A 21,760-nucleotide genomic window follows, 5' to 3' on the forward strand; every position below is an offset into this window, starting at 1 on the left:
GCGCCTCCCGCGCCTCCCGCGCCTCCCGCGCCTCCCGCGCCTCCCGCGCCTCACCGACCGGCCGACCGGGCTCGCTTCGGTGCGCCCACCGCCTCACCGACCGCACGCCGTCGTTCGCCACCCCTGTCCGAGGGGCTTCCTTCACGGCGGTCCTGTCGGCGGCCTTCCACCATCCGGTTCCCGCACCGGCAGCCGCGCCGCTCTCCCGGGCCACCCGGCATCATGGGCCTGTGCGACTCGAAGCGATCACCTGGGACCGACTGGCCGAGCAGCTCGCCGACCGGCTGGCCGGTGCGGCACCGGACGAGGGAGGGGCCTGGCAGCGCGCCGGCTTCGACGGTGCCCCGGCCGCTCAGCCCGGAGACCTGGCCGTGCGTGTCGGAGAGGCGCTGCGGGTCCGTGGCCGGCCCTCGCTGGTGATAGGGACCGAGGGCTTCCTGCGTCCCGCCTCGCTGCGGCTGGAACACGGGCGGCGGGACGCGGAGTCGTATTACAGCGGGTGGTTCGACACGGGTGCCCTCTGGCGTGAGGTCTTCGGCCCGCTCGACCCCGGAGGCAGCGGGCGGGTCCTGCCGGACTTGTGGGATCCGGCCACCGACCGGGCCACCCGCAGCCCCTACGTCCACCTCCCGCCCGGCGGGATCCTGTTGCTCCACGGCCCCCTCCTGCTGCGCCACTGGTTCCCCTTCGATCTCACCGTGCACCTCCTCCTCTCCCCGGGCGCCCTGCGCCGCCGTACCCCGGAGGCCGACCACTGGACCCTCCCCGCCTTCGAACGCTACGAGTCCGAGACCGACCCGGCGGGGACGGCGGATGTACTGGTACGCGCCGACGACCCACGCCACCCCGCCTGGAGCGGCTGATGCGGAATGCGCTGTCCGAGGCCCGGTCCGGCGATGCAGCCAGTCATGTGCCGACCCGGTCAGCCCCTGCCGGGACAGTCGAAGCGCTGCCGGGACGGCCCACCCCCTGCCGCGGCCACACCTCTGCAAGGCGGGTCGGATCCTCGCCGATCAGTCCCCGACGCGCCCCCGCTCCACCCCGGTGGCGCGCCCGCAGCCGCCGCGTGCCCCGGTGCTCAGAGCCAGCCGTTGCGCCGGAAGCCCCGGTACAGCGCCAGACACGCCCCCGCCATCACGGTCATCACCAGGGGATAGCCGAACTGCCAGTGCAGCTCCGGCATGTGCTCGAAGTTCATGCCGTACACCCCGCACACCATCGTCGGCACGGCGATCACCGCGGCCCAGGCAGTGATCTTCCGCATGTCCTCGTTCTGCGCGACGGTCACCTGCGCGAGATGCGCCTGGAGGATGGAGTTGAGGAGTTCGTCGAACGCGGCGATCTGTTCCTTGGCCCGGATCAGATGGTCGAGGACATCCCGGAAGTAGGCCTGTATCTCCGGGGCGACGGCCCGTATCGGCCGGGTGGCCAGGTCCTCCACCGGGCGGCCCAGAGGGACCACCGCCCGCTTCAGCTCCAGCAGTTCACGCTTCATCTGGTAGATGCGGCCCGGGTCGAGACGCGCGCCGTTCTCCGAGAACACCTCCGTCTCGACCTGGTCGATGTCGGCCTGCACCGCGTCCGTGACGTTCAGATACTCGTCGACCACATGGTCGGCGATCGCGTGCAGCACCGCGGCTGGCCCCTTGGCCAGCTGGTGCGGATCCGCCTCCAACTCCTCGCGCAGCGGGCCCAGTGAGCCGTGCCGGCCGTGCCGGACCGTGATCACGAAGTCCTCGCCGACGAACACCATGATCTCGCCGGTGTCCACCACCTCGCTGGTCGCCGTCAGCTGCTCGTGCTCCACGTAACAGACGGTCTTGAACACCGCGAAGAGCGTGTCCCCGTAATGCTCCAGCTTCGGCCGCTGATGCGCCTCGACCGCGTCCTCCACCGCCAGCGGATGCAGATCGAACAACTCGGCGATGCCGGCGAACTCCCGTTCCGTCGGCTCGTGCAGCCCCAGCCACACGAAGCCCTCGCCGGTCTTGCGCACCAGCCGCACGGCATCCACCAGGTCGGCGCACTCGGGCACGCGCACGCCGTCCTGGTACGTCACGCAGTTCACCACCGAGGAGCCCAGCGGCGACCTGGCGGGATGGCTCAGGTCCACGCGCGGCCGACGCCGGGCCAGCCGCGCCACCTTGCGCAGCCCGCCGACCCTGCCGAGGCCCGTGACCTTCCGCAGATTCCCTGCCATCGACATCTGGATCTCCTCGCGTGGATCTCCTCGCGGCACTTCCGCGCCTTGCCCGGCAAGTCTGCCAGCCGCGGGCACAGCGCGGGCAAGCCTGTGGGAACAGGGAGTTCCGCTTTGTTCCCGCCTGTGGACGGAGGACGCGCCGAACCGGACAAGCCGGGCGACTGGGGTGATCGGAGGCGTGACGCGATCTGATGGATACCTCCTGGACAACCAGCAGACCGAGGCGGGCCGGCGCTTCGACGCCTTCACCGCCCTCTTCGACCCCACGACCTTCCGGCACATCGAAGGACTCGGCATCGGGCCGGGGCGGCGCTGCTGGGAAGTCGGGGCCGGAGGAACCTCCGTCGTGTCGTGGCTCGCCGAGAAGGTGGGGCCGACCGGCCAGGTCGTCGCCACCGACGTCGACACCACGCGGCTCGCCCCTGCGGCACGGCCGCCGGTGGAGGTCCGCGTCCACGACGTGGGCGCCGAGGAGCCGCCGGGAGAGCGCTTCGACCTGGTCCACGCCCGGCTCGTCCTCGTCCATGTGCCGGACCGGGAACGGGCGTTGCAGTATGGGGCTACACAGCCTGATCGTCGGCGCCGCGGCCCTCGCGAGCCAGGACCGTCCTCGCCGTCGGCAGGCCGCCCGCGCCCGGGGACCGGCCCGGGGCGTCCCCGTCCGCCCAGCCCCCGTCGCCCCGACGAGGGGGTCTGCCGCCCACCCCTCGCACCGCCCGCGCGCCCGCCCGACAGCCGCATGCCGCCGCCTCCTCGGGAGCCGCGCCCGCGAGCAGGGCGGCGAGAAAGGCGCCGGTGAAGGCGTCACCCGCGCCCGTGGTGTCCCGAGGCACCGCGGGCTCGGCCGGGACCCGGACCTGTACGGTGCCGGACCGCGCCACCAGCGCCCCGTCCGTGCCCGCCTTGGCCACCACCAGCGGCACGAGACGGCTCAACTCGGCCGCCGCGTCCGCCGGCTCCGGCAGCCCCGTCAACAGACACGCCTCGTCCCGGCTCGGCAGCAGCAGGTCCACCTCCTGCGCGAACGCCAGGAAGCGATCCGCCCCCAGCTCTCGCAGAAAACCGGCGGACGCCGGGTCCAGGCTCACCGGCACACCACGTGCGCGTGCCGCCGCGAGAGCCGTCTCGGCGAGCGCCCGGCTGGACCGCGTGAACAGCAGGTAGCCCGACAGATGCAGCCGGTCCACTCCGTCGAGCAACGCATCCGACCAGTCGGCGGGTCCGAGCCGCAGGGACGCCCCGCTGTCCGTCAGAAAAGTCCGCTCGGCCGCCGCACCCGTGTCGACGAGACAGATCACCGTCCCGGTCGCCGCCTCCGGATCCACCACCAGCCGGGGCCGCACCCCCGCCGCGACCAGTTCCCGTTCGTGCCACGCGGCGGCGTCCGCGCCGACCCGCCCCAGCAGCCGCACGTCCCCGCAGCCCTCGTGGGCGGCCCAGCAGGCCACATTGGCGCCCGCGCCGCCCGGCAGCGTCCGGATCACGGCGGCCGTGTCGGTGCCGGCCGCGAGCGGTCCCCGATGCCGGGCGACCACGTCCGTGACCACGTCCCCGACGACCAGCAGCGCTCCGTTCCGGCCCGTGCTCACCCCCTGGTCCACGCCGTGGCGATGCGCGCCGCCAGCCGTACGTTCCCGCGCACCGCCGCCAGGTTGGCGCGCAGCGAGGCTCCGTCGGTGTGTTGGACCAGGTAGTCCAGCAGAAACGGTGTGACCGCCTGACCGGTGACCCCCTGCTCCGCGCAGGCGCGCAGCGCGTCGGCGAGCACACGCGCGTGCAGCTCGGGATCGAGCTGCTCCGCCTCCGGGACGGGATGGGCGACGATCAGCGCCGACGCCGGCGCGTCCAGCGCGTCCTGGCCGCGCATGACGGCTGCGACCTGCTCCGGGGTGTCCAGTGTCCAGTCGACGGGATGGCCCGAGTCCGACAGATAGAAGCCGGGGAACCGGTGCGTGCCGTACCCGGCGACGGCCACGCCCAGGGTCTCCAGCCGCTGGAGCGTCGCGGGTACGTCCAGGATCGACTTCACGCCCGCGCACACCACCGTGATCCGCGTGCGCGCCAGCAGACCCAGGTCGGCCGACTCGTCCTGGGTCACCGTCCACTCCCGGTGCACACCGCCCAGCCCGCCGGTGGCGAACACCCGGACCCCCGCCAGCGCGGCCAGCTGCGCCGTCGCCGACACGGTGGTCGCCCCGCTCGCCCCCGCCGCCACGGCGAGCGGCAGGTCACGGTGGCCCAGCTTGCGGATGCCGTCCTCGTTCGCGACCCGCTCCAGCTGATCCTTGTCCAGACCGACCCGGGGCCGCCCGTCGAGCACGGCTATGGTCGCCGGCACGGCGCCCTCCCGCCGCACCGCCTCCTCCAGCTCATGCGCCACCTGCAGGTTGCGCGGGCGGGGCAGGCCGTGCGCGATGATCGTGGACTCCAGGGCCACCACCGGCCGCCGCGCGTCGATCGCCTCCCGGACTTCTTCCGACACCACCAGCACCATGTGCCCGCCTCCTGTCCGTCGGTCCTTCCTCATCTCTGGCGGTCACCGGCCGCGGATAAACGCTTGTGACCCGTGGAGGACGCCACCGTCCCGGCGCGCAGGAAGGACCGGACGGGCGGCGCCGCCGGCGGAACCGGGCGGCATCTTCCGTCGTTCGGCGAGGCCGACGGCACCGCCTTCGAGGCGCGGCACCACGAGGACCGACCGTCTCCGGCCGGTCAGAACAGCGGCTCGGGCAGCACACCCTCCAGCGCGAGCAGCTTCCGCTTGGTCTCCAGTCCGCCCCCGAAACCGCCGATGCCGCCGTCGCTCTCGACGACCCGGTGGCACGGCACCACCACCGGCAGCGGATTGGCCCCCATCGCCGCGCCGACCGCCTGCGCCCCGCCGGGCTGTCCGACCCGGCCCGCCAGATCGCCGTATCCCACCACGCTGCCGTACGGCACGCCGGACGCCAGCTCACGCAGCACCTGCCGGTTGAACCCCGAGATCAGCGACCAGTCCAACGGCAGGTCGAAGTCGTGCCGCTCACCCGTGAAGTAGGCCCGGATCTGGCTTATCGCCGCTGCCAGCAGCGGTGCCTCGGGATCCTCCGCGAGCCGGCCGCCCAACCGGGCGGCCAGCCGCTCCAGCGCCCGGTCGCGCACCGCGTCCGAGGCGTGGAAGACGACGTTGACCAGGCCGTCCCGGGTCGCCGCCAGCATCAGCGGACCGATGTCCGTGCCGACCACGGCCCACACGACCCGCCGCTCGTCCTGCCCATGGCTGTCCATGCGCCCACGGTACGACCCACCACTGACAGCGCCCGCCCGGCTCAGTCCGAAGCCAGCGCCGCCCGCACCACGTCGGGCTTGTTGCTGATGATCCCGTCGACCCCGTAGCCCGCGACGTCACGGGCGGTGGCGGCGTCGTCCACCGTCCAGGCGAACACCCCGAGCCGCCGGCCGTGGGGCCCGGCGAGAGCGTGCACGGCCGAGACGTAGCCCGTGGTCAGCGCCCCGTGGGAGGGGTTGACCAGATCCGCGAAGCGTGCGAATTCGGGCAGCTGCGGCACGGTGGGGGCACCGAGGTAGGCGGTGGTGACCGCGGGCTTCAGCTCGTGGACGGTCCGCACACTGTCCGCGCTGAAGCTCTGCACGACCAGCCGTCGCAGATGCCCGCCGTCCAGCCAGCCCTCATTGCCGAGGAGCTTCAGCGTCTGCTGCTCGATGCCCGGGTACGACTCCGGGTTCTTGATCTCCAGCAGCAGTTTCTCGTGGTTGTGCTCGACCCGGCGCATGTACTGCCGCAGCGTCGGCACGCGCGCGCCCGCGTAAGCGGGGGAGAACCAGCCGCCCGCGTCCAGCCGGGAGATCTCGGCGGCTGTGAAGTCCTTCACCTTCCACGGCGCGCGGCCGGGAAAGACGTCCTCGACGTTCGTCGTGCGCCGCAGGCTGTCGTCGTGAAGAACGACCAGCTCGCCGTCCTTCGTGCGCTGGACGTCGTTCTCGACCCAGGCGAAGCCCAGCTCAGCGGCCTTGTCGATGGCAGGCAGCGTGTTCTCGGGTGCGTAGGAGGAGGCACCCCGGTGGGCGATCACCGTGGGCACGCGGTCCTCGTGGGCCCGGGCGTCGGACGTGGGGCTCAGCAGGACCGTCACCGCCCCCAGGGCCGCGGCGGCCGTGGCGGCTACTGCGCGTGCGTACATGCGTACTCCTCGCGTCGATCGGATACCGACAGCTCCAGCCTGACAGCAGAGGGTCAACGGCACCCGGGTGCACGATGACCACAGATTGAACGGAGATGTCCCAGGCCGCTCACCGGTGCCGCACATCTGGGGCAAGGCCGTGTTTCTTTGCCGGAAAATCGTTCGACCATTCCGGTGGGGGTCATACTCTCTGCGACAACCCTGACCGCCCGCGCGGTCCTGGGACGGGGGCACTTTCAGGTATTCCGGGACGCAAGAAGGCGGAAGGGCAGCCGCGGATGCAAGGCACGGTCGACGGATTCAGTTACGGGGCCGTCACCCCGTTGGTGGCCTATCTGATGGCCTGCCTCGGCGGCGCCCTCGGCCTGCGCTGCACCACACGGGCGTTGCTGGTCACCCACTCCCGGCGTCCCGCCTGGCTGGCCCTCGGCTCGGCGGCCATCGGCTCCGGCATATGGACCATGCACTTCGTCGCCATGATGGGTTTCACCGTCAAGGAGACGGCGCTCCACTACGACAAGCCGCTCACCTACGCGAGCCTCGGACTCGCCATCCTCATGGTCGGCGTAGGGATCTTCATCGTCGGCTACCGGGGCGCCACCGGCACCCCGCTCTTCACCGGGGGCACGATCACCGGCCTGGGCGTCGCCTCGATGCACTACCTCGGCATGGCGGGCGTCCACTTCCCCGGACGGTTCGGCTACAACACGTTCACCGTCGCCGCCTCCGTCGTCATAGCGGTCGTGGCCGCCACCGCCGCCCTGTGGGCCGCCGGACAGGTGCGCGGCTTCGTGTGGAGCGTGGGCGCGAGCCTGGTCATGGGGCTCGCGGTCAGCGGCATGCACTACACCGGGATGGCCGCCCTCAGCGTCCACCTCGACGGGGCCTCCCACTCCGCGGAGGGCGCGCCCGCGGCCTCCGCGCTCGCGCCGATGCTGATCGGTCCGCTCGCCTTCCTGCTCCTCGCGGGCGTCGTCGTGATCTTCGACCCGTTGTTGGTCACGGGCCGGCGCCACTGGACGCCCGTCGAGCACAAACCGGGTGTACCGGCCTCGGCCGTCGCCTCCCACGCGGACCGCCGCCCCACCCTCCACGAGGAACGCCACCCGGCTCGCCGGCCCGAGCACCACGGCTCCCGCACCCCGCAGAACCGCTGATCGGGACCCGTTGTCAGTGCGGGGTCGTACGGTTGATGACATGCGGCCCGTTTCCCACATCGAACGCACGGTGGCGCCTTTCGAGGTCGTCAGTCCCTACCAGCCCAGCGGCGACCAGCCGACCGCCATCGCCGACCTGGCCAAGCGCGTCCAGGCCGGTGAGAAGGACGTCGTCCTCCTGGGCGCGACCGGCACCGGCAAGTCCGCCACCACCGCGTGGATGATCGAGAAGGTCCAGCGCCCCACGCTGGTGATGGCGCCGAACAAGACCCTGGCCGCCCAGCTGGCCAACGAGTTCCGCGAGCTGTTGCCGAACAACGCGGTCGAGTACTTCGTCTCGTACTACGACTACTACCAGCCCGAGGCCTACGTCCCCCAGTCGGACACCTACATCGAGAAGGACTCCTCGATCAACGAGGAGGTCGAGCGCCTCCGCCACTCGGCCACCAACTCGCTGCTCACCCGCCGTGACGTCGTCGTGGTCGCCTCGGTGTCCTGCATCTACGGCCTCGGCACTCCGCAGGAGTACGTGGACCGCATGGTCCCGCTCAGGGTCGGCGACGAGATCGACCGGGACGAGCTGCTGCGCCGCTTCGTCGACATCCAGTACACGCGCAACGACATGGCCTTCACCCGGGGCACCTTCCGGGTCCGCGGCGACACCATCGAGATCTTCCCGGTCTACGAGGAGCTGGCCGTCCGCATCGAGATGTTCGGCGACGAGATCGAGGCGCTGTCCACGCTCCACCCGATCACCGGCGAGATCATCAGCGACGACCAGCACCTCTACGTCTTCCCCGCCTCGCACTACGTCGCCGGCCCCGAGCGCATGGAGCGGGCCGTCAACGACATCGAGAAGGAGCTGGGGGAGCGCCTGGCGGAGCTGGAGAAGCAGGGCAAGCTCCTGGAGGCCCAGCGCCTGCGGATGCGCACCACGTACGACATCGAGATGCTCCGCCAGATCGGCACCTGCTCCGGCGTGGAGAACTACTCGATGCACTTCGACGGCCGTCTGCCCGGTTCCCCGCCCAACACCCTGCTGGACTACTTCCCCGACGACTTCCTGCTCGTCATCGACGAGTCGCACGTCACCGTTCCGCAGATCGGCGCCATGTACGAGGGCGACGCCTCCCGCAAGCGCACCCTCGTGGACCACGGCTTCCGCCTGCCCTCCGCCCTGGACAACCGCCCTCTGAAGTGGGAGGAGTTCCAGGAGCGCATCGGCCAGACCGTCTACCTGTCGGCCACCCCGGGCACCTACGAGATGTCGCGCTCGGACGGCGTCGTCGAGCAGATCATCCGCCCGACCGGCCTGGTCGACCCGGAGGTCGTGGTCAAGCCCACCGAGGGCCAGATCGACGACCTGGTGCACGAGATCCGCAAGCGCACCGAGAAGGACGAGCGGGTCCTCGTCACCACACTGACCAAGAAGATGGCCGAGGACCTCACCGACTACTTCCTGGAACTCGGCATCCAGGTGCGCTATCTGCACAGCGACGTCGACACGCTCCGCCGTATCGAACTGCTGCGAGAGCTGCGCGCCGGTGAGTACGACGTCCTGGTCGGCATCAACCTCCTCCGCGAGGGCCTCGACCTGCCCGAGGTGTCCCTGGTGGCGATCCTGGACGCCGACAAGGAGGGCTTCCTCCGCTCCGGTACCTCGCTGATCCAGACCATCGGCCGCGCGGCGCGCAACGTCTCCGGCCAGGTCCACATGTACGCCGACAAGATCACCCCGGCGATGGAGAAGGCCATCGACGAGACCAACCGCCGCCGGGAGAAGCAGATCGCCTACAACAAGGCGAACGGCATCGATCCACAGCCGCTGCGCAAGAAGATCAACGACATCGTGGCGCAGATCGCCCGCGAAGAGGTCGACACCGAGCAGCTCCTCGGCTCCGGCTACCGCAAGACGAAGGACGGCAAGGGCGCCAAGGCCCCCGTTCCCTCGCTCGGCGACAAGGCGGCCAAGGGCGCCAAGGCCGCCAAGGGGAAGGCGGTGCCCACGGACCGTCCGGCCGCCGAGCTGGCCGAGCAGATCGAGGAGATGACCGAGCGGATGCGCGCCGCAGCCGCGGAGCTGCAGTTCGAGATCGCTGCCCGGCTGCGCGACGAGGTCTCCGAGATGAAGAAGGAACTGCGCCAGATGCGGGAGGCCGGCCTCGCCTGACCCTCCGCATCACCGCCGACCACGGCATTTACGCCAAGTGTTGCAACACCGACACAAAGCGCGGACCGGGGTCGGCACTGTCGGTGGCCCTGCGTAGGGTTCTGGACAACCGCGCGGGGCGCAGCAAGCAGCTCGGCGCGGCAACAGGGGACCGTCGAAAGGGGATTCAGCCGTGTCCGTCAACTTGTCCAAGGGTCAGGCCATCAGCCTGGAGAAGAAGGACGGGGCCTCCCTGACCGCGGTCCGCATGGGGCTCGGCTGGCAGGCGGCGAAGCGGCGCGGCCTGTTCGGCTCCCGCACCCGCGAGATCGACCTGGACGCCTCGGCGGTCCTCTTCGCCGGCGGGAACCCCGAGGACGTCGTCTTCTTCCGCCACCTGGTGAGCGACGACGGTTCCGTGCGCCACACCGGTGACAACCTCGTGGGCGGCGTCGGCCAGGGCGGGGACGACGAGGCGATCCTGGTGGACCTGCAGCGCGTCCCGGTCCACATCGACCAGATCGTCTTCACGGTGAACTCCTTCACCGGCCAGACCTTCCAGGAGGTGCAGAACGCGTTCTGCCGTCTCGTGGACGAGACCACCGGCCAGGAACTGGCCCGCTACACCCTGGCCGGCGGCGGCGAGTACACCGCCCAGATCATGGCCAAGGTGCAGCGGGCAGGCTCCGGCTGGACGATGACCGCCATCGGCGCCCCGGCCAACGGCCGCACCTTCCAGGACCTGATGCCGACGATCCTGCCGCACCTCTAGGGCGGGACCGCCGGCCCACCGGGCGCGGAACGCACGACGGAACGACACAGGGGGGCGACGGCGATGACGGCTGAGCTGGTGCGAGGGCAGAACCACCCGCTGTCCCAGGTGCGGCTGGAGATCCGGATCTCGGCCGGGGTGCCGGTCCTGGCCGGAGCCACCCTCGGTGACGAGCACGGCACCGTGCACGGCCGCGAGTGGGTGGCCCACTCCGGATCCCCCGTACAGCCCGGTGTCGAGACACCCCGGCAGGCCGCCGCCGAGCACCGCCTCACCGTCGACCTGGGCGCACTGCCCGAGGCCGTGCACCGCGTGGGTGTGTTCCTGGCCCTGCCGATCGGCACCACGGGCAGCCCGCTGCGCTTCGGTGCCGTCCCGGCCCCGCACACCACGGTGAACGGCCTCGACGGCACCGAACTCGCCTGCTTCACCCTCACCGGCCTGGACGCCGAGGCCGCGGTGATCGCCCTGGAGCTGTACCGCAGGCAGGGCGCCTGGAAAGTGCGTGCGATGGGCCAGGGGTATGCGGGTGGCCTTCCCGCACTCCTCGCCGACCAGGGGCTGCGCGACGCCGACGACCTCGCGACGGCCATCCACGAGGCGGCCGCCCACAGCCTGCCCCGCCCGATCCCCACCCCGTCGACCGAGCCGGCGTCGCGGACCGCCTCCACGGCCGCGCCGCAGACCCCTCCGGCACCGCCGCTCTCTCCCACCCCGCTGGCCTCTCCGGCTCCGCAGGCGGCTTCCGCTTCCGCACCGGCGGAGCCGTCCCACCCGCACGCCTGGCAGGACCCGCACGAGGGCAGCGGTCCGGACATCCGGCCTCCCGGCGGCCCGGTCGACTACACACACCCGCGCCGCGCCCGTGACACCCCGCCCCCACCCCCGCCCCCGGCCCCCTCGCTCGTTGACGGACAGGCCGCCCGGCCCGTCGCCGGAGACGCCGTCGGCTGGTCGATGGAGGAGCGGCTGTACAACCAGGTCTGGGGCATGTTCGAGGACCTGGCCCGCACCACGGCCGCCTACCGCAGGGCGGTCGAGTTCGCGGACTCCCGGTTGGAGCGGGAGCTGGACCAAGCCCTCGCCGACCCGCGCCAACGGCTCGGCACGGCGGGAGACGCCGCCCGCGAGGCGGCCCACGCTCGCCGGACCGAGCTGGCCGACCAGGCGCGCGCGGCTCTCGACCGCGACCTCGACCAGCTCACGGCCGAAGCCGAGGTGGTCGAGCCCGCGCTGTCGCCCGCCTGCGCCCGGTGGGACGACCCCGTCTGGCACGCCTACCGCGTCCCCGCCGAGTCGCCGATGGCCCTGCGGCTCGGCGATCTCCACCTCCCCGAAAGCGTCCCCCTGCGCATTCCCCTGCTGGTCCGGCTGCCACTGGAACGGGGCCTGTGGATCGACAGCGGTCCCGCGGCAGCCGACGACGACCACGTTGCTGACTGCGCCGAGCTGCGGCACCTGGCCATGGAAGCGGCGGTCGCCCTCGCGGCGCGCCTGCTGGCCGTCCACCCCGCCGGGGCGTTCGCCGTGCGGGTCATCGACCCGGCCGGTGCCGGGGCCCGGGCCCTGCTGCCGCTGACGCAGGCGGGAGTCCTCGCGGCGCCGCCCGCGACCGGCGCGGCGGGGGTCGCCCAGGTGCTGGAGAGGCTCACCCGGCGGGTCGACCTGGTGCAGATGGCGGTGCGCGGCGACGCGGCCGAGTCGCTGCCGGCCGACGTGGACACCGCGCGGCAGCTCCTGATCGTCAACGACTTCCCGCACGGCTTCGACGAGCGGTCGGTGACCCGGCTGCGCTATCTGGCCGACGAGGGGCCGGCCGTCGGCGTGCATCTCCTGCTGGTCGCCGACCGGGAGGACGCCGCCGCCTACGGGCCGTTGCTCGATCCCCTGTGGCGTTCGCTGCTGCGACTCACTCCCTTTCCCGACGACCATCTCGCCGATCCGTGGATCGGTCACGCCTGGACGTACGAGCCCTCACTCGTACCGGTCGGCAGCCGCGTCCTGCAAGAGGTCCTGGCCGAGGTGGCCAAGTCCCGCACCAAGCAACAGTAAAGGCGTATTGACCAGGCAACTTGGAATTTGTTTTACCAATCCCTTTACCTTTCCTTGGTGATTGGGGTACTGTCTTCCGTGCGGAGGGGAGTACTCCCTGATTGCGGCGCACCCGTCAGTACGGACCGTTTCGAGTCCCGGGGCGTCGGCCCGACGTGGGTGGAGGAGACCTCCGGCAGCGACAGCGCTGATGTGTTTGCCGTGACGTACTGCCGGAGGTGCAATGGAAGTCTCCCTGACCCTGTGGGTCCTCACCATCGCGGGATTGGCCGCCTTGATCGCGGTCGATTTCTTCATCGGTCGCAAGCCGCACGAGGTGTCGATCAAGGAAGCGGGAATCTGGACGGTCGTCTGGATCGCCCTGGCCGGGCTCTTCGGTCTCGGTCTCCTCGTCTTCGGCGGCGGACAGCCGGCCGGCGAGTTCTTCGCGGGCTTCATCACCGAGAAGTCGCTGAGCGTCGACAACCTCTTCGTCTTCGTCCTGATCATGGCGAAGTTCGCGGTGCCCGCCCAGTACCAGCAGCGCGTCCTGCTCGTGGGTGTCCTCATAGCCCTGGTCCTGAGGGCCGTCTTCATCGCCGCCGGAGCCGCGATCATCGCGAGCTTCTCCTGGGTGTTCTTCCTCTTCGGCGCGTTCCTGATCTGGACCGCCTGGAAGCTGGTCCAGGAGGCCCGCGCGGACGAGGACGACGAGGAGTACGAGGAGAACAAGCTGCTGAAGGCCGCGGAGCGCAAGTTCGGCGTGGCCGACCAGTACCACGGCACCAAGCTGTGGATCCAGCAGAACGGCAAGCGCGTCATGACGCCGATGCTGGTCGTGATGCTCGCCATCGGTACCACGGACGTACTGTTCGCCCTGGACTCCATCCCCGCGATCTTCGGACTGACCCAGGACCCGTACATCGTCTTCACCGCCAACGCGTTCGCCCTGATGGGGCTGCGTCAGCTGTACTTCCTCATCGGCGGGCTGCTCAGGAAGCTGGTCCACCTCTCGTACGGGCTGTCGATCATCCTCGGCTTCATCGGCGTCAAGCTGGTGCTGCACGCCCTGCACGAGTCCGGTGTCCATGTGCCCGAGATCAGCATCCCCGTGTCGCTCGGTGTGATCTGCGCGGTCCTCGTCGTCACGACGGTCACCAGCCTGCTGGCCTCCAAGAAGCAGGCGGCGGCAGAGGCGGCGAACGCCGCCGGCGAAGGCGCCCGCAAGGACAAGGCCGACGTCTGACCGCCGTCCGGGAAGCCCGCGCTCCCGCACTGCCCCTCAGTGGCATCTCCTCGCGACGCGGGGGGCCGGTCCCACCGGCACCGGCCCCCCGCACCGGAAAGGATGAGAGGTATCCGAAAAGAACGGAATGCGAACCCTGTACGCCTCTGCGACCATCGCCGCATGATCACTCGGCTCCGGTCGCTCACCCGTCAATGGACGATCCTCGTGCCGGTGCTCGCGGTCGTCCTGCTGGTCTTCACCTGGGGCCGGCACCTGCCCGGCGCAGTCGTGGCCCTGGTGACCCTCGTACTCGCCGGTGCCGTTCTGGCGGCGGTGCACCACGCCGAGGTGATCGCCCACCGGGTGGGCGAGCCCTTCGGATCCCTGGTCCTCGCCATCGCCGTCACGATCATCGAGGTGGCCCTGATCGTCACCCTCATGGCCGACGGCGGCGACAAGAGTTCCACCCTCGCCCGGGACACCGTCTTCGCCGCCGTGATGATCACCTGCAACGGCATCGTCGGGCTCTGTCTGCTGGTCGCCTCCCTGCGGCACGGCACGGCGGTCTTCAACCCCGAGGGCACCGGTGCGGCACTGGCGACCGTGGCGACGTTGGCCACGCTCAGCCTCGTCCTGCCGACCTTCACCACCAGCAAGCCCGGCCCCGAGTTCTCCTCGGTCCAGCTGACCTTCGCGGCGCTGTCCTCACTGATCCTGTACGGGTTGTTCGTGACCACCCAGACCGTGCGGCACCGTGACTACTTCCTGCCCGTCTCCCGGCAGGGCGAGGTCATCACCGCGGACGGTCACGCCACACCTCCGTCCGCGCGCACCGCCTGGATCAGCCTCGGCCTGCTCGGCCTGGCACTCGTCGGAGTGGTCGGCCTGGCCAAGAGCGTGTCACCCACCATCGAGTCGGGTGTGGCGGCGGCGGGGCTGCCGCAGGCGGTGGTCGGTGTGATCATCGCCCTGCTCGTCCTGCTGCCGGAGACGATCGCCGCGCTGCGCTCGGCACGCCGTGACCGGGTGCAGACCAGCCTCAACCTCGCGCTCGGCTCCGCGATGGCCAGCATCGGCCTGACCATCCCCGCCGTGGCGCTCGCCTCCATCTGGCTGTCGGGGCCGCTCGTCCTCGGCCTCGGCTCGACCCACATGCTGCTGCTCGCGCTGACGGTCGTGGTCAGTTCCCTGACCGTGGTGCCGGGCCGGGCCACGCCCCTGCAGGGCGGTGTCCATCTGGTGGTGTTCGCCGCCTACCTGGAACTGGCGATCAACCCCTAGCCGACGCCCGGCCCGCACCACGTCCGGCCGGCAGGCCCCACCGTCCGGCCCCCCACGTCCGGATGGCACCACAGCGTCCGGCCCGCCCCGGGTCCGTCTTCCGGTCAGCTCGTGACCGGTTCCACCGCCGGAGCCGGTACCGGGCGGGTCTCCGGCAGCAGTGCGAAACACACCAGGCTGATCAGCGCGATGCCCGTCAGATACGCCCCCACGCCCCACGGGACCCGTCCCCCACGCTCCGCGAGCGCCGTGGCCACGATCGGGGTGAGGGCGCCGCCCAGGACCCCGCCGAGGTTGTAGCCGACAGCGGCGCCCGTGCAGCGCACCCGGGGCTCGTACAACTCCGGCAGGTAGGCGGCGATCACCGCGAACATGGTGACGAAGGCGAGCAGGGCACCCAGGATGGCGACGAACATCAGCAGCGGCTCACCGGTCGCCAGCAGGGCGACCATCGGAAACATCCACAGGACGCAGGCCGCGCATCCGGTCAGGCACATCGGCCGGCGTCCGTACCGGTCGCCGAAGAGGGCGACGACGGGCGTCAGCACGCCGTTCACGACCACCGCGCCCATGATGCACATCAGCATGACCGTACGGCTCACGCCGAGCCGATCCGTCGCGTACGCCAGCGACCAGGTCGTCACCGCGTAGAACACCGCGTAACCGACCGCCAGCGCCCCCGCCGTCAGCAGCACCAGCCGCCCGTGGTGCCGTACGACCTCGACGAGCGGCACGCGCGCGGGGTCGTCGATCTCCAGGAACCGCGGGCTCTCCGCGAGGGACGAGCGCAACCACAGACCGGCCAGTGCGAGCACGCCGGCCGCCCAGAACGGCACGCGCCAGCCCCAGCCCGCGAACTCGGCGTCGGACAGCGCCGTGGACAGGGCGAGCATCACCCCGTTGGCCAGGGCGAAGCCGAGCGCCGGCCCCACCTGGGGGAAGCTCGACCACAGGGCGCGCCGCCCGGCGGGAGCGTGCTCGGCGGTCAGCAGCACCGCCCCTCCCCACTCCCCGCCGAGCCCCAGCCCCTGCAGGAAGCGCAGGACGAGCAGCAGCACGGGCGCGGCCACGCCGATGGATCCGTACGTCGGCACACAGCCCACCGCGACGGTGGAGGCGCCGGTGAGCAGCAGCGAGGCGACGAGCACCGGCCGACGCCCGCGCCGGTCCCCGAGGTGCCCGAAGAGCACCGAGCCGAGCGGCCGGGCCACGAACCCGACCCCGAACGTCCCGAAGGCCGCCAGCGTCGCCGCGACCGGTGAGAACGTCGGGAAGAACAGCGGCCCCAGAACCAGGGCCGCAGCGGTCCCGTAGACGAAGAAGTCGTAGAACTCGATCGCCGTCCCGGCGAGCGAGGCGGCGGCGAGCCGCAGCATGGACGGGGTGCTTACGGCGCGTACATCGTGCATGCTGCGTCAACTACCCACAGTGATCGAGGGTTACGGGGGCGTGCGGAGGTGATCACGGGACCAGGGTGAGCGCCGTGGCGACCGGCGTGCACGGCCCGCCGACCGCCCGGGCCGGCGTGATAGACCGGGTGCGAGCAGCGGTCGTAGACGCACCGCCCGAACCGACCGGAGGAATCGTGCCCCGCACCCTGGCCAACGCCCCGATCATGATCCTCAACGGGCCCAACCTGAATCTGCTCGGCCAGCGCCAGCCCGAGATCTACGGCAGGGACACACTGGCCGACGTGGAGGCGCTGTGCGCCAAGGCCGCGGCCGCACACGGCGGCACGGTGGACTTCCGGCAGTCCAACCACGAGGGCGAACTGGTCGACTGGATCCACGAGGCACGGCTGAACCACTGCGGGATCGTCATCAACCCGGGAGCCTACTCGCACACGTCGGTCGCCCTCCTGGACGCGCTCAACACCTGCGACGGCCTGCCGGTGCTGGAGGTGCACATCTCCAACATCCACCAGCGCGAATCGTTCCGGCACCACTCGTACGTCTCGCTGCGCGCCGACGGCGTGATCGCCGGCTGCGGAGTGCAGGGCTATGTGTTCGGCGTGGAGCGGGTCGCGGCGCTGATCGGGGCGGCGCGGGCGGACGCGTAGCCCCGCGCGCGGGGACTACAGCCGCCCCGCCTCCACGATCCGCCGCAGGAACCGCCGCGTGCGCTCCTGCCGCGGGTCGCCGAAGACCTGTTCGGCGGTGCCGCGCTCCAGCACGACCCCGCCGTCCAGGAAGCACACCTGGTCGGCGACGTCCCGCGCGAACCCCATCTCGTGCGTGGCCAGGACCATCGTCATGCCCTCGTCCTTCAGACCGCGGACCACCTCCAGCACCTCGCCCACGAGTTCGGGGTCGAGCGCGGCCGTGATCTCGTCCAGCAGCAACAGCCGGGGCCTCGCCGCGAGGGCTCGTACGATCGCCACACGCTGCTGCTGGCCGCCGCTGAGCCGGTCCGGGTAGGCATCCGCCTTGCCACCGAGTCCGAGGCGCTCCAGCAGGGTCCTGGCCCGCTCCTCGGCCTCGGCGCGGGAGGCACCGTGCACCCGGCGCGGCGCGAGCGTGATGTTGTCGAGCACGGTCATGTGCGGGAAGAGGTTGTACGCCTGGAAGACGACGCCGATCCGGCGCCGGACCGCGTCCTGGTCCGCCCGTGGGTCGGTGATCTCCTCGCCGTCCAGCCAGATCGCGCCGTCGTCGATCTCCTCCAGCAGGTTGGCACAGCGCAGCAGTGTGGACTTGCCCGAGCCGGAGGCGCCGATCAGCGCGGTCACCGTGTGCGGGGCGACCTCCAGGTCGACGTCCCGCAGGACGACCGAGCCGCCGAAGGTCTTGCGGACGGATTCCATCCGCAGGACGGGAGCACCGCTCGGGGGCGTGCTCACGGTGCTCTCATGCGTGCTCATCGGGATCCTCCCCAGGCGCTCACAGGGATCCTCCCTGGGCCCGCTGCCGGTCCATCCGGGCCGTGACCCAGTCGGTGAACCGGGTCATCGGAATGGTCAGCGCCACGAACACCAGGCCCGCGACGATGTACGGCGTGTAGTTCAGACTGCGGCCCACGATGATGTCGGCCGCCCGTACGGCGTCCACCGCGCCCCCGATGGACACCAGACCGGTGTCCTTCTGCAGTGACACCAGGTCGTTGAGCAGCGGCGGCACCTGGCGGCGCACCGCTTGGGGCAGCACGACGTAGCGCAGGGCCTGCCGGTTGGTGAGACCCAGCGAGCGCGCCGCCGCGCGCTGCGAGGGATGGACGGACTCGATGCCGGCCCGGAACACCTCCGCCACGTACGCCGAGTACGTCAGTGTCAACGCCGTGCCGCCGAGCAGCACCGGATCGACCGTCACCCCCTGCAGCCGCAGCGCCGGCACGCCCAGGACCACGATCATCAGGTTGATGATCAGCGGCAGACCGCGGAAGAAGTCGGTGTAGGCCGCCGCCAGCACCCGGAGCGGGAAGAACACCGGGCCGCGCAGGGTCCGTGCGATGGCGATCAGCATGCCCAGGACCAGCACGGCGGCACCGCAGATCAGCAGCAGACGGACGTTCAGCCACAGCCCGTCGAGGACCTTCGGCAGCGCCTCGCGCGCGTAGTGCGCGCTGAAGAACGTCTCCTTGGTGCGCGGCCAGCCCGGGGCCTCGACCACGACCAGGTAGAGCACGGCGGCCGTGACGAGGGTCGACAGCGCCGCGACGGCCGTGGCACGGCGGGCCCGCCCGCGCTGGTAGCGCTCACGTGCCAGCCGCCGCTCGGAGGGGACGTAGGCGTCGCCGGGGACCCCGTCACCGGCGCCACCGGTCATGTCACCCTCGTCGTCCGCCCCTTCTCGGGCCGACTCGCCCTTGACGACCGTCACTTGAGCACCGGAGCGTCGACGGCGTCCGAGAGCCACTGCTTCTCGATCCGGGCCAGCGTGCCGTCCTTGCGCAGGGCGTCGACGGCACCGGTCACGCACGAGGTCAGCGCGCTGCCCTTGTCCAGCACGAGCCCGAACTGCTCGGGCGTGCCGCCCTGGTTCTCGAACTGGCCGACGATCTGCGCGTCCGTCACCTCGGCCGCGGTGATGTAGAACGCCGTCGGCAGGTCGGTGACGATGGCGTCGACCTGACCGTTCTTCAGCGCGGACTTGGCCTGGTCGTTCTTGGCGTAGACGGCTGCGTCCTGCGTCGGCTTCACGAGGTCGGTGATGTAGTCGAGGCTGGTGGTGCCCACCTGGGCGCCCAGCTTCAGCTTCCTCAGGTCCGCGACGCTCGTCGCCTTGGCGGCCTTGCCGCCCTTGAGCGCGATGACGGCCTGGCGCACGTCGTAGTAACCGGAGGAGAAGTCCACGGCCTTCTTGCGCTCGGCACTGATCGACACCTGGTTGATGTCGAAGTCGAACGTCTTCTCCCCGGGCGCGAACGCCTTGTTGAAGGGCACGCTCTGCCATACGACCGCGCTCTTGTCGTACCCCAGCTGCTTCGCCACGGCGTAGGCGACCGCCGACTCGAAGCCCTTGCCGTTGGCGGGCTTGTCGTCCTTGAACCAGGGCTCGTACGCCGGTTCGTCCGTCGCGATCGTCAGCTTCCCGGACGTCTCGGTCGCGAGCTTGCCCTGGGCGCAGCTCTGCGCGGCCGAACCGGACGGGGCGGCCGATGCCTTCTCCTCGGGCTGCGGAGCGCAGCCGACGGCGGTGGCGAGCAGGGCTACGGTGGCGGCGGCGACCGCGCGGCGCAGGGCGCGAGGGGCAGGATGCATGGCGGGAGAGTGACAGCGAACGCCGCGTCTGTCCAGGTCAAGGCGGTCTTTGTCCGCATGCTGGGAACGGGTGTTGCGGCTGTGTGAACGCGGCGGTACGGCGCCCACGCGCGCGTGGGCGGGCCTGGGCCGCCGGCCGAGGGCGGGGTTGGAGACCGGCGGCCCCTACCGCTCAGGAGCCGTCATCCTGCGCGGGGCTGCTACCAGTTGACTGCGGACGACGGCTCTCCGGGAGTGCGTACGGGGGTTCGGTGCGTGCGAAAGGTTCACACGGGGCGCGCGGGAGTGGTACGCGCCGGGCGTTGGTGCGAGGCGTGCGCCCGGCGCGTGGGTGACTTGGGCCCGGGGGGCGGGTGTACGGCCTGCGCGCCGGAGCTTCTCCTCGGCACCAGGCGCTGGCCGAGGGGGCGCGCCGTGAGCCGCCCCGCGCCCGCTCACCACCCGCGCGCGTGCCACTCCGGCAGATGCGGGCGTTCCGCGCCCAGCGTGGTGTCGTTGCCGTGGCCCGGATACACCCAGGTCTCGTCCGGCAGCACGCCGAAGATCTTCGTCTCCACGTCGTGGATCAGGCTGGCGAAGGCCTTCGGGTCCTTGCGCGTGTTGCCGACGCCGCCCGGGAAGAGGCAGTCGCCGGTGAAGACGTGCGGATGGCCGTGCGGGTCGTCGTAGACCAGCGCGATCGAACCGGGCGTGTGCCCCACGAGATGGCGCGCGGTGAGCTCGACCTGGCCCACCCTGATGACATCGCCGTCGTCGACGGGGACGTCGGTGGGCACCGGGATGCCGGCGGTGTCGTCGCGACCGGCGTACGTACGCGCGCCCGTGGCCGCGACGACCTCGGCCAGTGCCTGCCAGTGGTCACCGTGCTGATGCGTGGTGACGACGGACGCGATGCCGTCGTGACCGATCATGCCGAGAAGCGTCCCCGCCTCGTTGGCGGCGTCGATCAGGAGCTGCTCGTCGGTGGCCCGGCAGCGCAGCAGATAGGCGTTGTTGTCCATCGGGCCGACCGCGATCTTGGTGATCATCAGGTCTTTCAGCTCGTGCACATCCGCCGGTCCGCCGACCTTGACCTCTCCGGAGTACGTCATGACGGCCAGCCTATAGCGGGGGAGCCCCCGTGGACGGCCGTCCGGCGGGCGGGCCCCGGGACGACCGTCCGGGCGGCCCCGGGCGGCGGTCCGCCTAGAGCGGAGGGAGCTTCGGCAGGGCCCCGCCCCGCACCTCCAGCGCCGCCCCGTCACGGCGCCCGGCGAGCCAGCCCACCAGGTCCGCCGGCCGGCCGGAGACCGTGACCTCGGGCTCGTCCGCCGCGCGCCCCGTGTCCCACGCGCGCGTCCCGTCCGTGACCCGGGTCGCCGGGACGTCGGGGTGGCCGGCGAAGCGATCGGTGAGGAAGCCGGTCTCCCGCTCCAGGAACTCTTCCGGAAGATCCTCCAGCTCGTAGCCGGTCCCCAGGTCGACGTGGTGCAGCTCCACCTCCCCCCACCGGCGGAACGGCACGCGGGACGCGGAGTCGGTGACACCGTTGCGCAGCTCCACGGTGCGCGACCAGTCGGCGGGCGCGTCCCCGGCCGCCTGGAAGCGGGCCGCGCTCTCCCGGACGTCGGCGACCTGCTCCGCCAGCGGCCGCGGGGCGTCCCGCTCGATGTCGGCGTCCCGTGCCGCGGCGCTCTCGTACATGGGCCGGCCGTCGAGGACGTTCACGAGCGCGTCCGCGTTCCGGGCGAGGTGGGCGAGGACGTGCCCGCGGCTCCACCCCGGAAGCCGTGACGGCTCGGCGAGCGAGGCGTTGTCCAGTTCGGCGACCGCGGTGAGGAGCCGATCCGTCGCTTCCCGTACACGGGCCAGGTCATGAGCGTGATCAATCATGGCGCCGACCCTAGTGCGGCCACCCCTTCGGGTGAAGGTGACGAACCTCGTCCGTAATTCGAATGCACGTGCTATATGGTCGAAGGCGACGTCGGGCATGCTGGAGAGCCGGGGGTTGTTATGCAACCGGGTAATCCGACCGGCGTTGTCAGTGGCTCCCCCTAGTCTGAAGAAGCACGGGGGCCCCGCC

19 protein-coding genes and 1 pseudogene are annotated in these 21,760 nt (G+C 71.3%); 9 read left to right on the forward strand and 11 right to left on the reverse strand.

Annotated elements, in window-relative coordinates; all coding sequences use genetic code 11:
- The first annotated feature begins 230 nt into the window (after nt 1-230).
- Nucleotides 231-863 (forward strand): nucleoside/nucleotide kinase family protein, encoded by a 633-nt coding sequence (locus ACZ7KF_RS31335; protein ID WP_471082470.1) that lies wholly within the window; start codon nt 231-233, stop codon nt 861-863.
- A gap of 215 nt (nt 864-1,078) precedes the next feature.
- Here ACZ7KF_RS31335 and corA read toward each other — a convergent pair whose 3' ends face one another.
- Nucleotides 1,079-2,206 carry a magnesium/cobalt transporter CorA gene (gene corA / locus ACZ7KF_RS31340; protein WP_471082473.1) on the reverse strand — a complete coding sequence of 376 codons (1,128 nt, stop codon included), beginning with the start codon at nt 2,204-2,206 and terminating at the stop codon, nt 1,079-1,081.
- Between the two features lie 175 nt (nt 2,207-2,381).
- Between corA and ACZ7KF_RS31345 the strand changes: the two are divergent.
- Nucleotides 2,382-2,756, forward strand: a pseudogene (locus ACZ7KF_RS31345) (class I SAM-dependent methyltransferase); the annotation flags it as partial.
- Nucleotides 2,757-2,763: 7 nt separating this feature from the next.
- On the opposite strand, the gene ACZ7KF_RS31350 reads toward ACZ7KF_RS31345, so the two are convergent.
- From ACZ7KF_RS31350 to ACZ7KF_RS31365, 4 genes are all read right to left on the reverse strand, one after another.
- Nucleotides 2,764-3,792: a carbohydrate kinase family protein gene (locus tag ACZ7KF_RS31350; RefSeq protein ID WP_471082476.1), complete on the reverse strand. Its 1,029-nt coding sequence runs from the start codon at nt 3,790-3,792 to the stop codon at nt 2,764-2,766.
- The gene (locus tag ACZ7KF_RS31355; RefSeq protein WP_471082480.1) at nt 3,789-4,697 is read right to left on the reverse strand and encodes a pseudouridine-5'-phosphate glycosidase; all 909 of its coding nucleotides are present in this window, start codon (nt 4,695-4,697) and stop codon (nt 3,789-3,791) included. The genes ACZ7KF_RS31350 and ACZ7KF_RS31355 overlap by 4 nt, the downstream gene beginning before the upstream one ends.
- 218 nt (nt 4,698-4,915) lie before the next feature.
- On the reverse strand, nt 4,916-5,470 hold the full coding sequence (locus tag ACZ7KF_RS31360) for a methylated-DNA--[protein]-cysteine S-methyltransferase (RefSeq protein ID WP_471082483.1): 555 nt from the start codon (nt 5,468-5,470) through the stop codon (nt 4,916-4,918).
- Nucleotides 5,471-5,511: 41 nt separating this feature from the next.
- A complete protein-coding gene (locus ACZ7KF_RS31365) occupies nt 5,512-6,384 on the reverse strand; it encodes a glycerophosphodiester phosphodiesterase (protein WP_471082486.1) in 873 nt (290 codons plus the stop codon).
- 278 nt (nt 6,385-6,662) lie between these two features.
- Between ACZ7KF_RS31365 and ACZ7KF_RS31370 the strand changes: the two genes are divergently transcribed.
- The 6 genes from ACZ7KF_RS31370 (at nt 6,663) to ACZ7KF_RS31395 (ending at nt 15,002) form a co-directional block, all read left to right on the forward strand.
- Complete coding sequence (locus tag ACZ7KF_RS31370) at nt 6,663-7,541, forward strand: MHYT domain-containing protein (RefSeq protein ID WP_471082489.1); 879 nt, start codon at nt 6,663-6,665, stop codon at nt 7,539-7,541.
- 40 nt (nt 7,542-7,581) lie between these two features.
- Nucleotides 7,582-9,711 carry an excinuclease ABC subunit UvrB gene (gene uvrB, locus ACZ7KF_RS31375; RefSeq protein WP_471082492.1) on the forward strand — a complete coding sequence of 710 codons (2,130 nt, stop codon included), beginning with the start codon at nt 7,582-7,584 and terminating at the stop codon, nt 9,709-9,711.
- A 172-nt stretch (nt 9,712-9,883) separates the two neighbouring features.
- Entirely contained in the window at nt 9,884-10,462 is a 579-nt protein-coding gene (locus ACZ7KF_RS31380; protein WP_471082495.1) for a TerD family protein, read from the forward strand.
- Between the two features lie 63 nt (nt 10,463-10,525).
- Nucleotides 10,526-12,514, forward strand: a complete 1,989-nt coding sequence (locus tag ACZ7KF_RS31385) for a TerD family protein (RefSeq protein WP_471082498.1) — start codon at nt 10,526-10,528, stop codon at nt 12,512-12,514.
- 223 nt (nt 12,515-12,737) lie between these two features.
- A complete protein-coding gene (locus ACZ7KF_RS31390) occupies nt 12,738-13,739 on the forward strand; it encodes a TerC/Alx family metal homeostasis membrane protein (protein WP_471082501.1) in 1,002 nt (333 codons plus the stop codon).
- A 162-nt stretch (nt 13,740-13,901) separates the two neighbouring features.
- The gene (locus ACZ7KF_RS31395; protein WP_471082504.1) at nt 13,902-15,002 is read left to right on the forward strand and encodes a calcium:cation antiporter; all 1,101 of its coding nucleotides are present in this window, start codon (nt 13,902-13,904) and stop codon (nt 15,000-15,002) included.
- Nucleotides 15,003-15,106: 104 nt separating this feature from the next.
- Here the strand turns inward: ACZ7KF_RS31395 and ACZ7KF_RS31400 are convergent, their stop codons facing one another.
- Nucleotides 15,107-16,378, reverse strand: coding sequence for an MFS transporter (locus tag ACZ7KF_RS31400; protein ID WP_471082804.1), 1,272 nt, complete (start codon nt 16,376-16,378; stop codon nt 15,107-15,109).
- Nucleotides 16,379-16,587: 209 nt separating this feature from the next.
- Between ACZ7KF_RS31400 and aroQ the strand changes: the two genes are divergently transcribed.
- Entirely contained in the window at nt 16,588-17,061 is a 474-nt protein-coding gene (aroQ, locus tag ACZ7KF_RS31405; protein WP_471082506.1) for a type II 3-dehydroquinate dehydratase, read from the forward strand.
- 15 nt (nt 17,062-17,076) lie between these two features.
- Here the strand turns inward: aroQ and ACZ7KF_RS31410 are convergent, their stop codons facing one another.
- The 5 genes from ACZ7KF_RS31410 to ACZ7KF_RS31430 form a co-directional block, all read right to left on the reverse strand.
- Nucleotides 17,077-17,862 (reverse strand): amino acid ABC transporter ATP-binding protein, encoded by a 786-nt coding sequence (locus tag ACZ7KF_RS31410; RefSeq protein WP_471082509.1) that lies wholly within the window; start codon nt 17,860-17,862, stop codon nt 17,077-17,079.
- Nucleotides 17,863-17,881: 19 nt separating this feature from the next.
- A complete protein-coding gene (locus ACZ7KF_RS31415) occupies nt 17,882-18,817 on the reverse strand; it encodes an amino acid ABC transporter permease (RefSeq protein WP_471082512.1) in 936 nt (311 codons plus the stop codon).
- Complete coding sequence (locus ACZ7KF_RS31420) at nt 18,814-19,698, reverse strand: ABC transporter substrate-binding protein (RefSeq protein ID WP_471082515.1); 885 nt, start codon at nt 19,696-19,698, stop codon at nt 18,814-18,816. The genes ACZ7KF_RS31415 and ACZ7KF_RS31420 overlap by 4 nt, the downstream gene beginning before the upstream one ends.
- A gap of 434 nt (nt 19,699-20,132) precedes the next feature.
- Nucleotides 20,133-20,789, reverse strand: a complete 657-nt coding sequence (locus tag ACZ7KF_RS31425) for an MBL fold metallo-hydrolase (RefSeq protein ID WP_471082518.1) — start codon at nt 20,787-20,789, stop codon at nt 20,133-20,135.
- A gap of 94 nt (nt 20,790-20,883) precedes the next feature.
- The gene (locus ACZ7KF_RS31430) at nt 20,884-21,570 is read right to left on the reverse strand and encodes a maleylpyruvate isomerase family mycothiol-dependent enzyme (protein ID WP_471082521.1); all 687 of its coding nucleotides are present in this window, start codon (nt 21,568-21,570) and stop codon (nt 20,884-20,886) included.
- Nucleotides 21,571-21,760: the final 190 nt, after the last annotated feature.

The organism is Streptomyces sp. NPDC038200, from assembly GCF_055600785.1.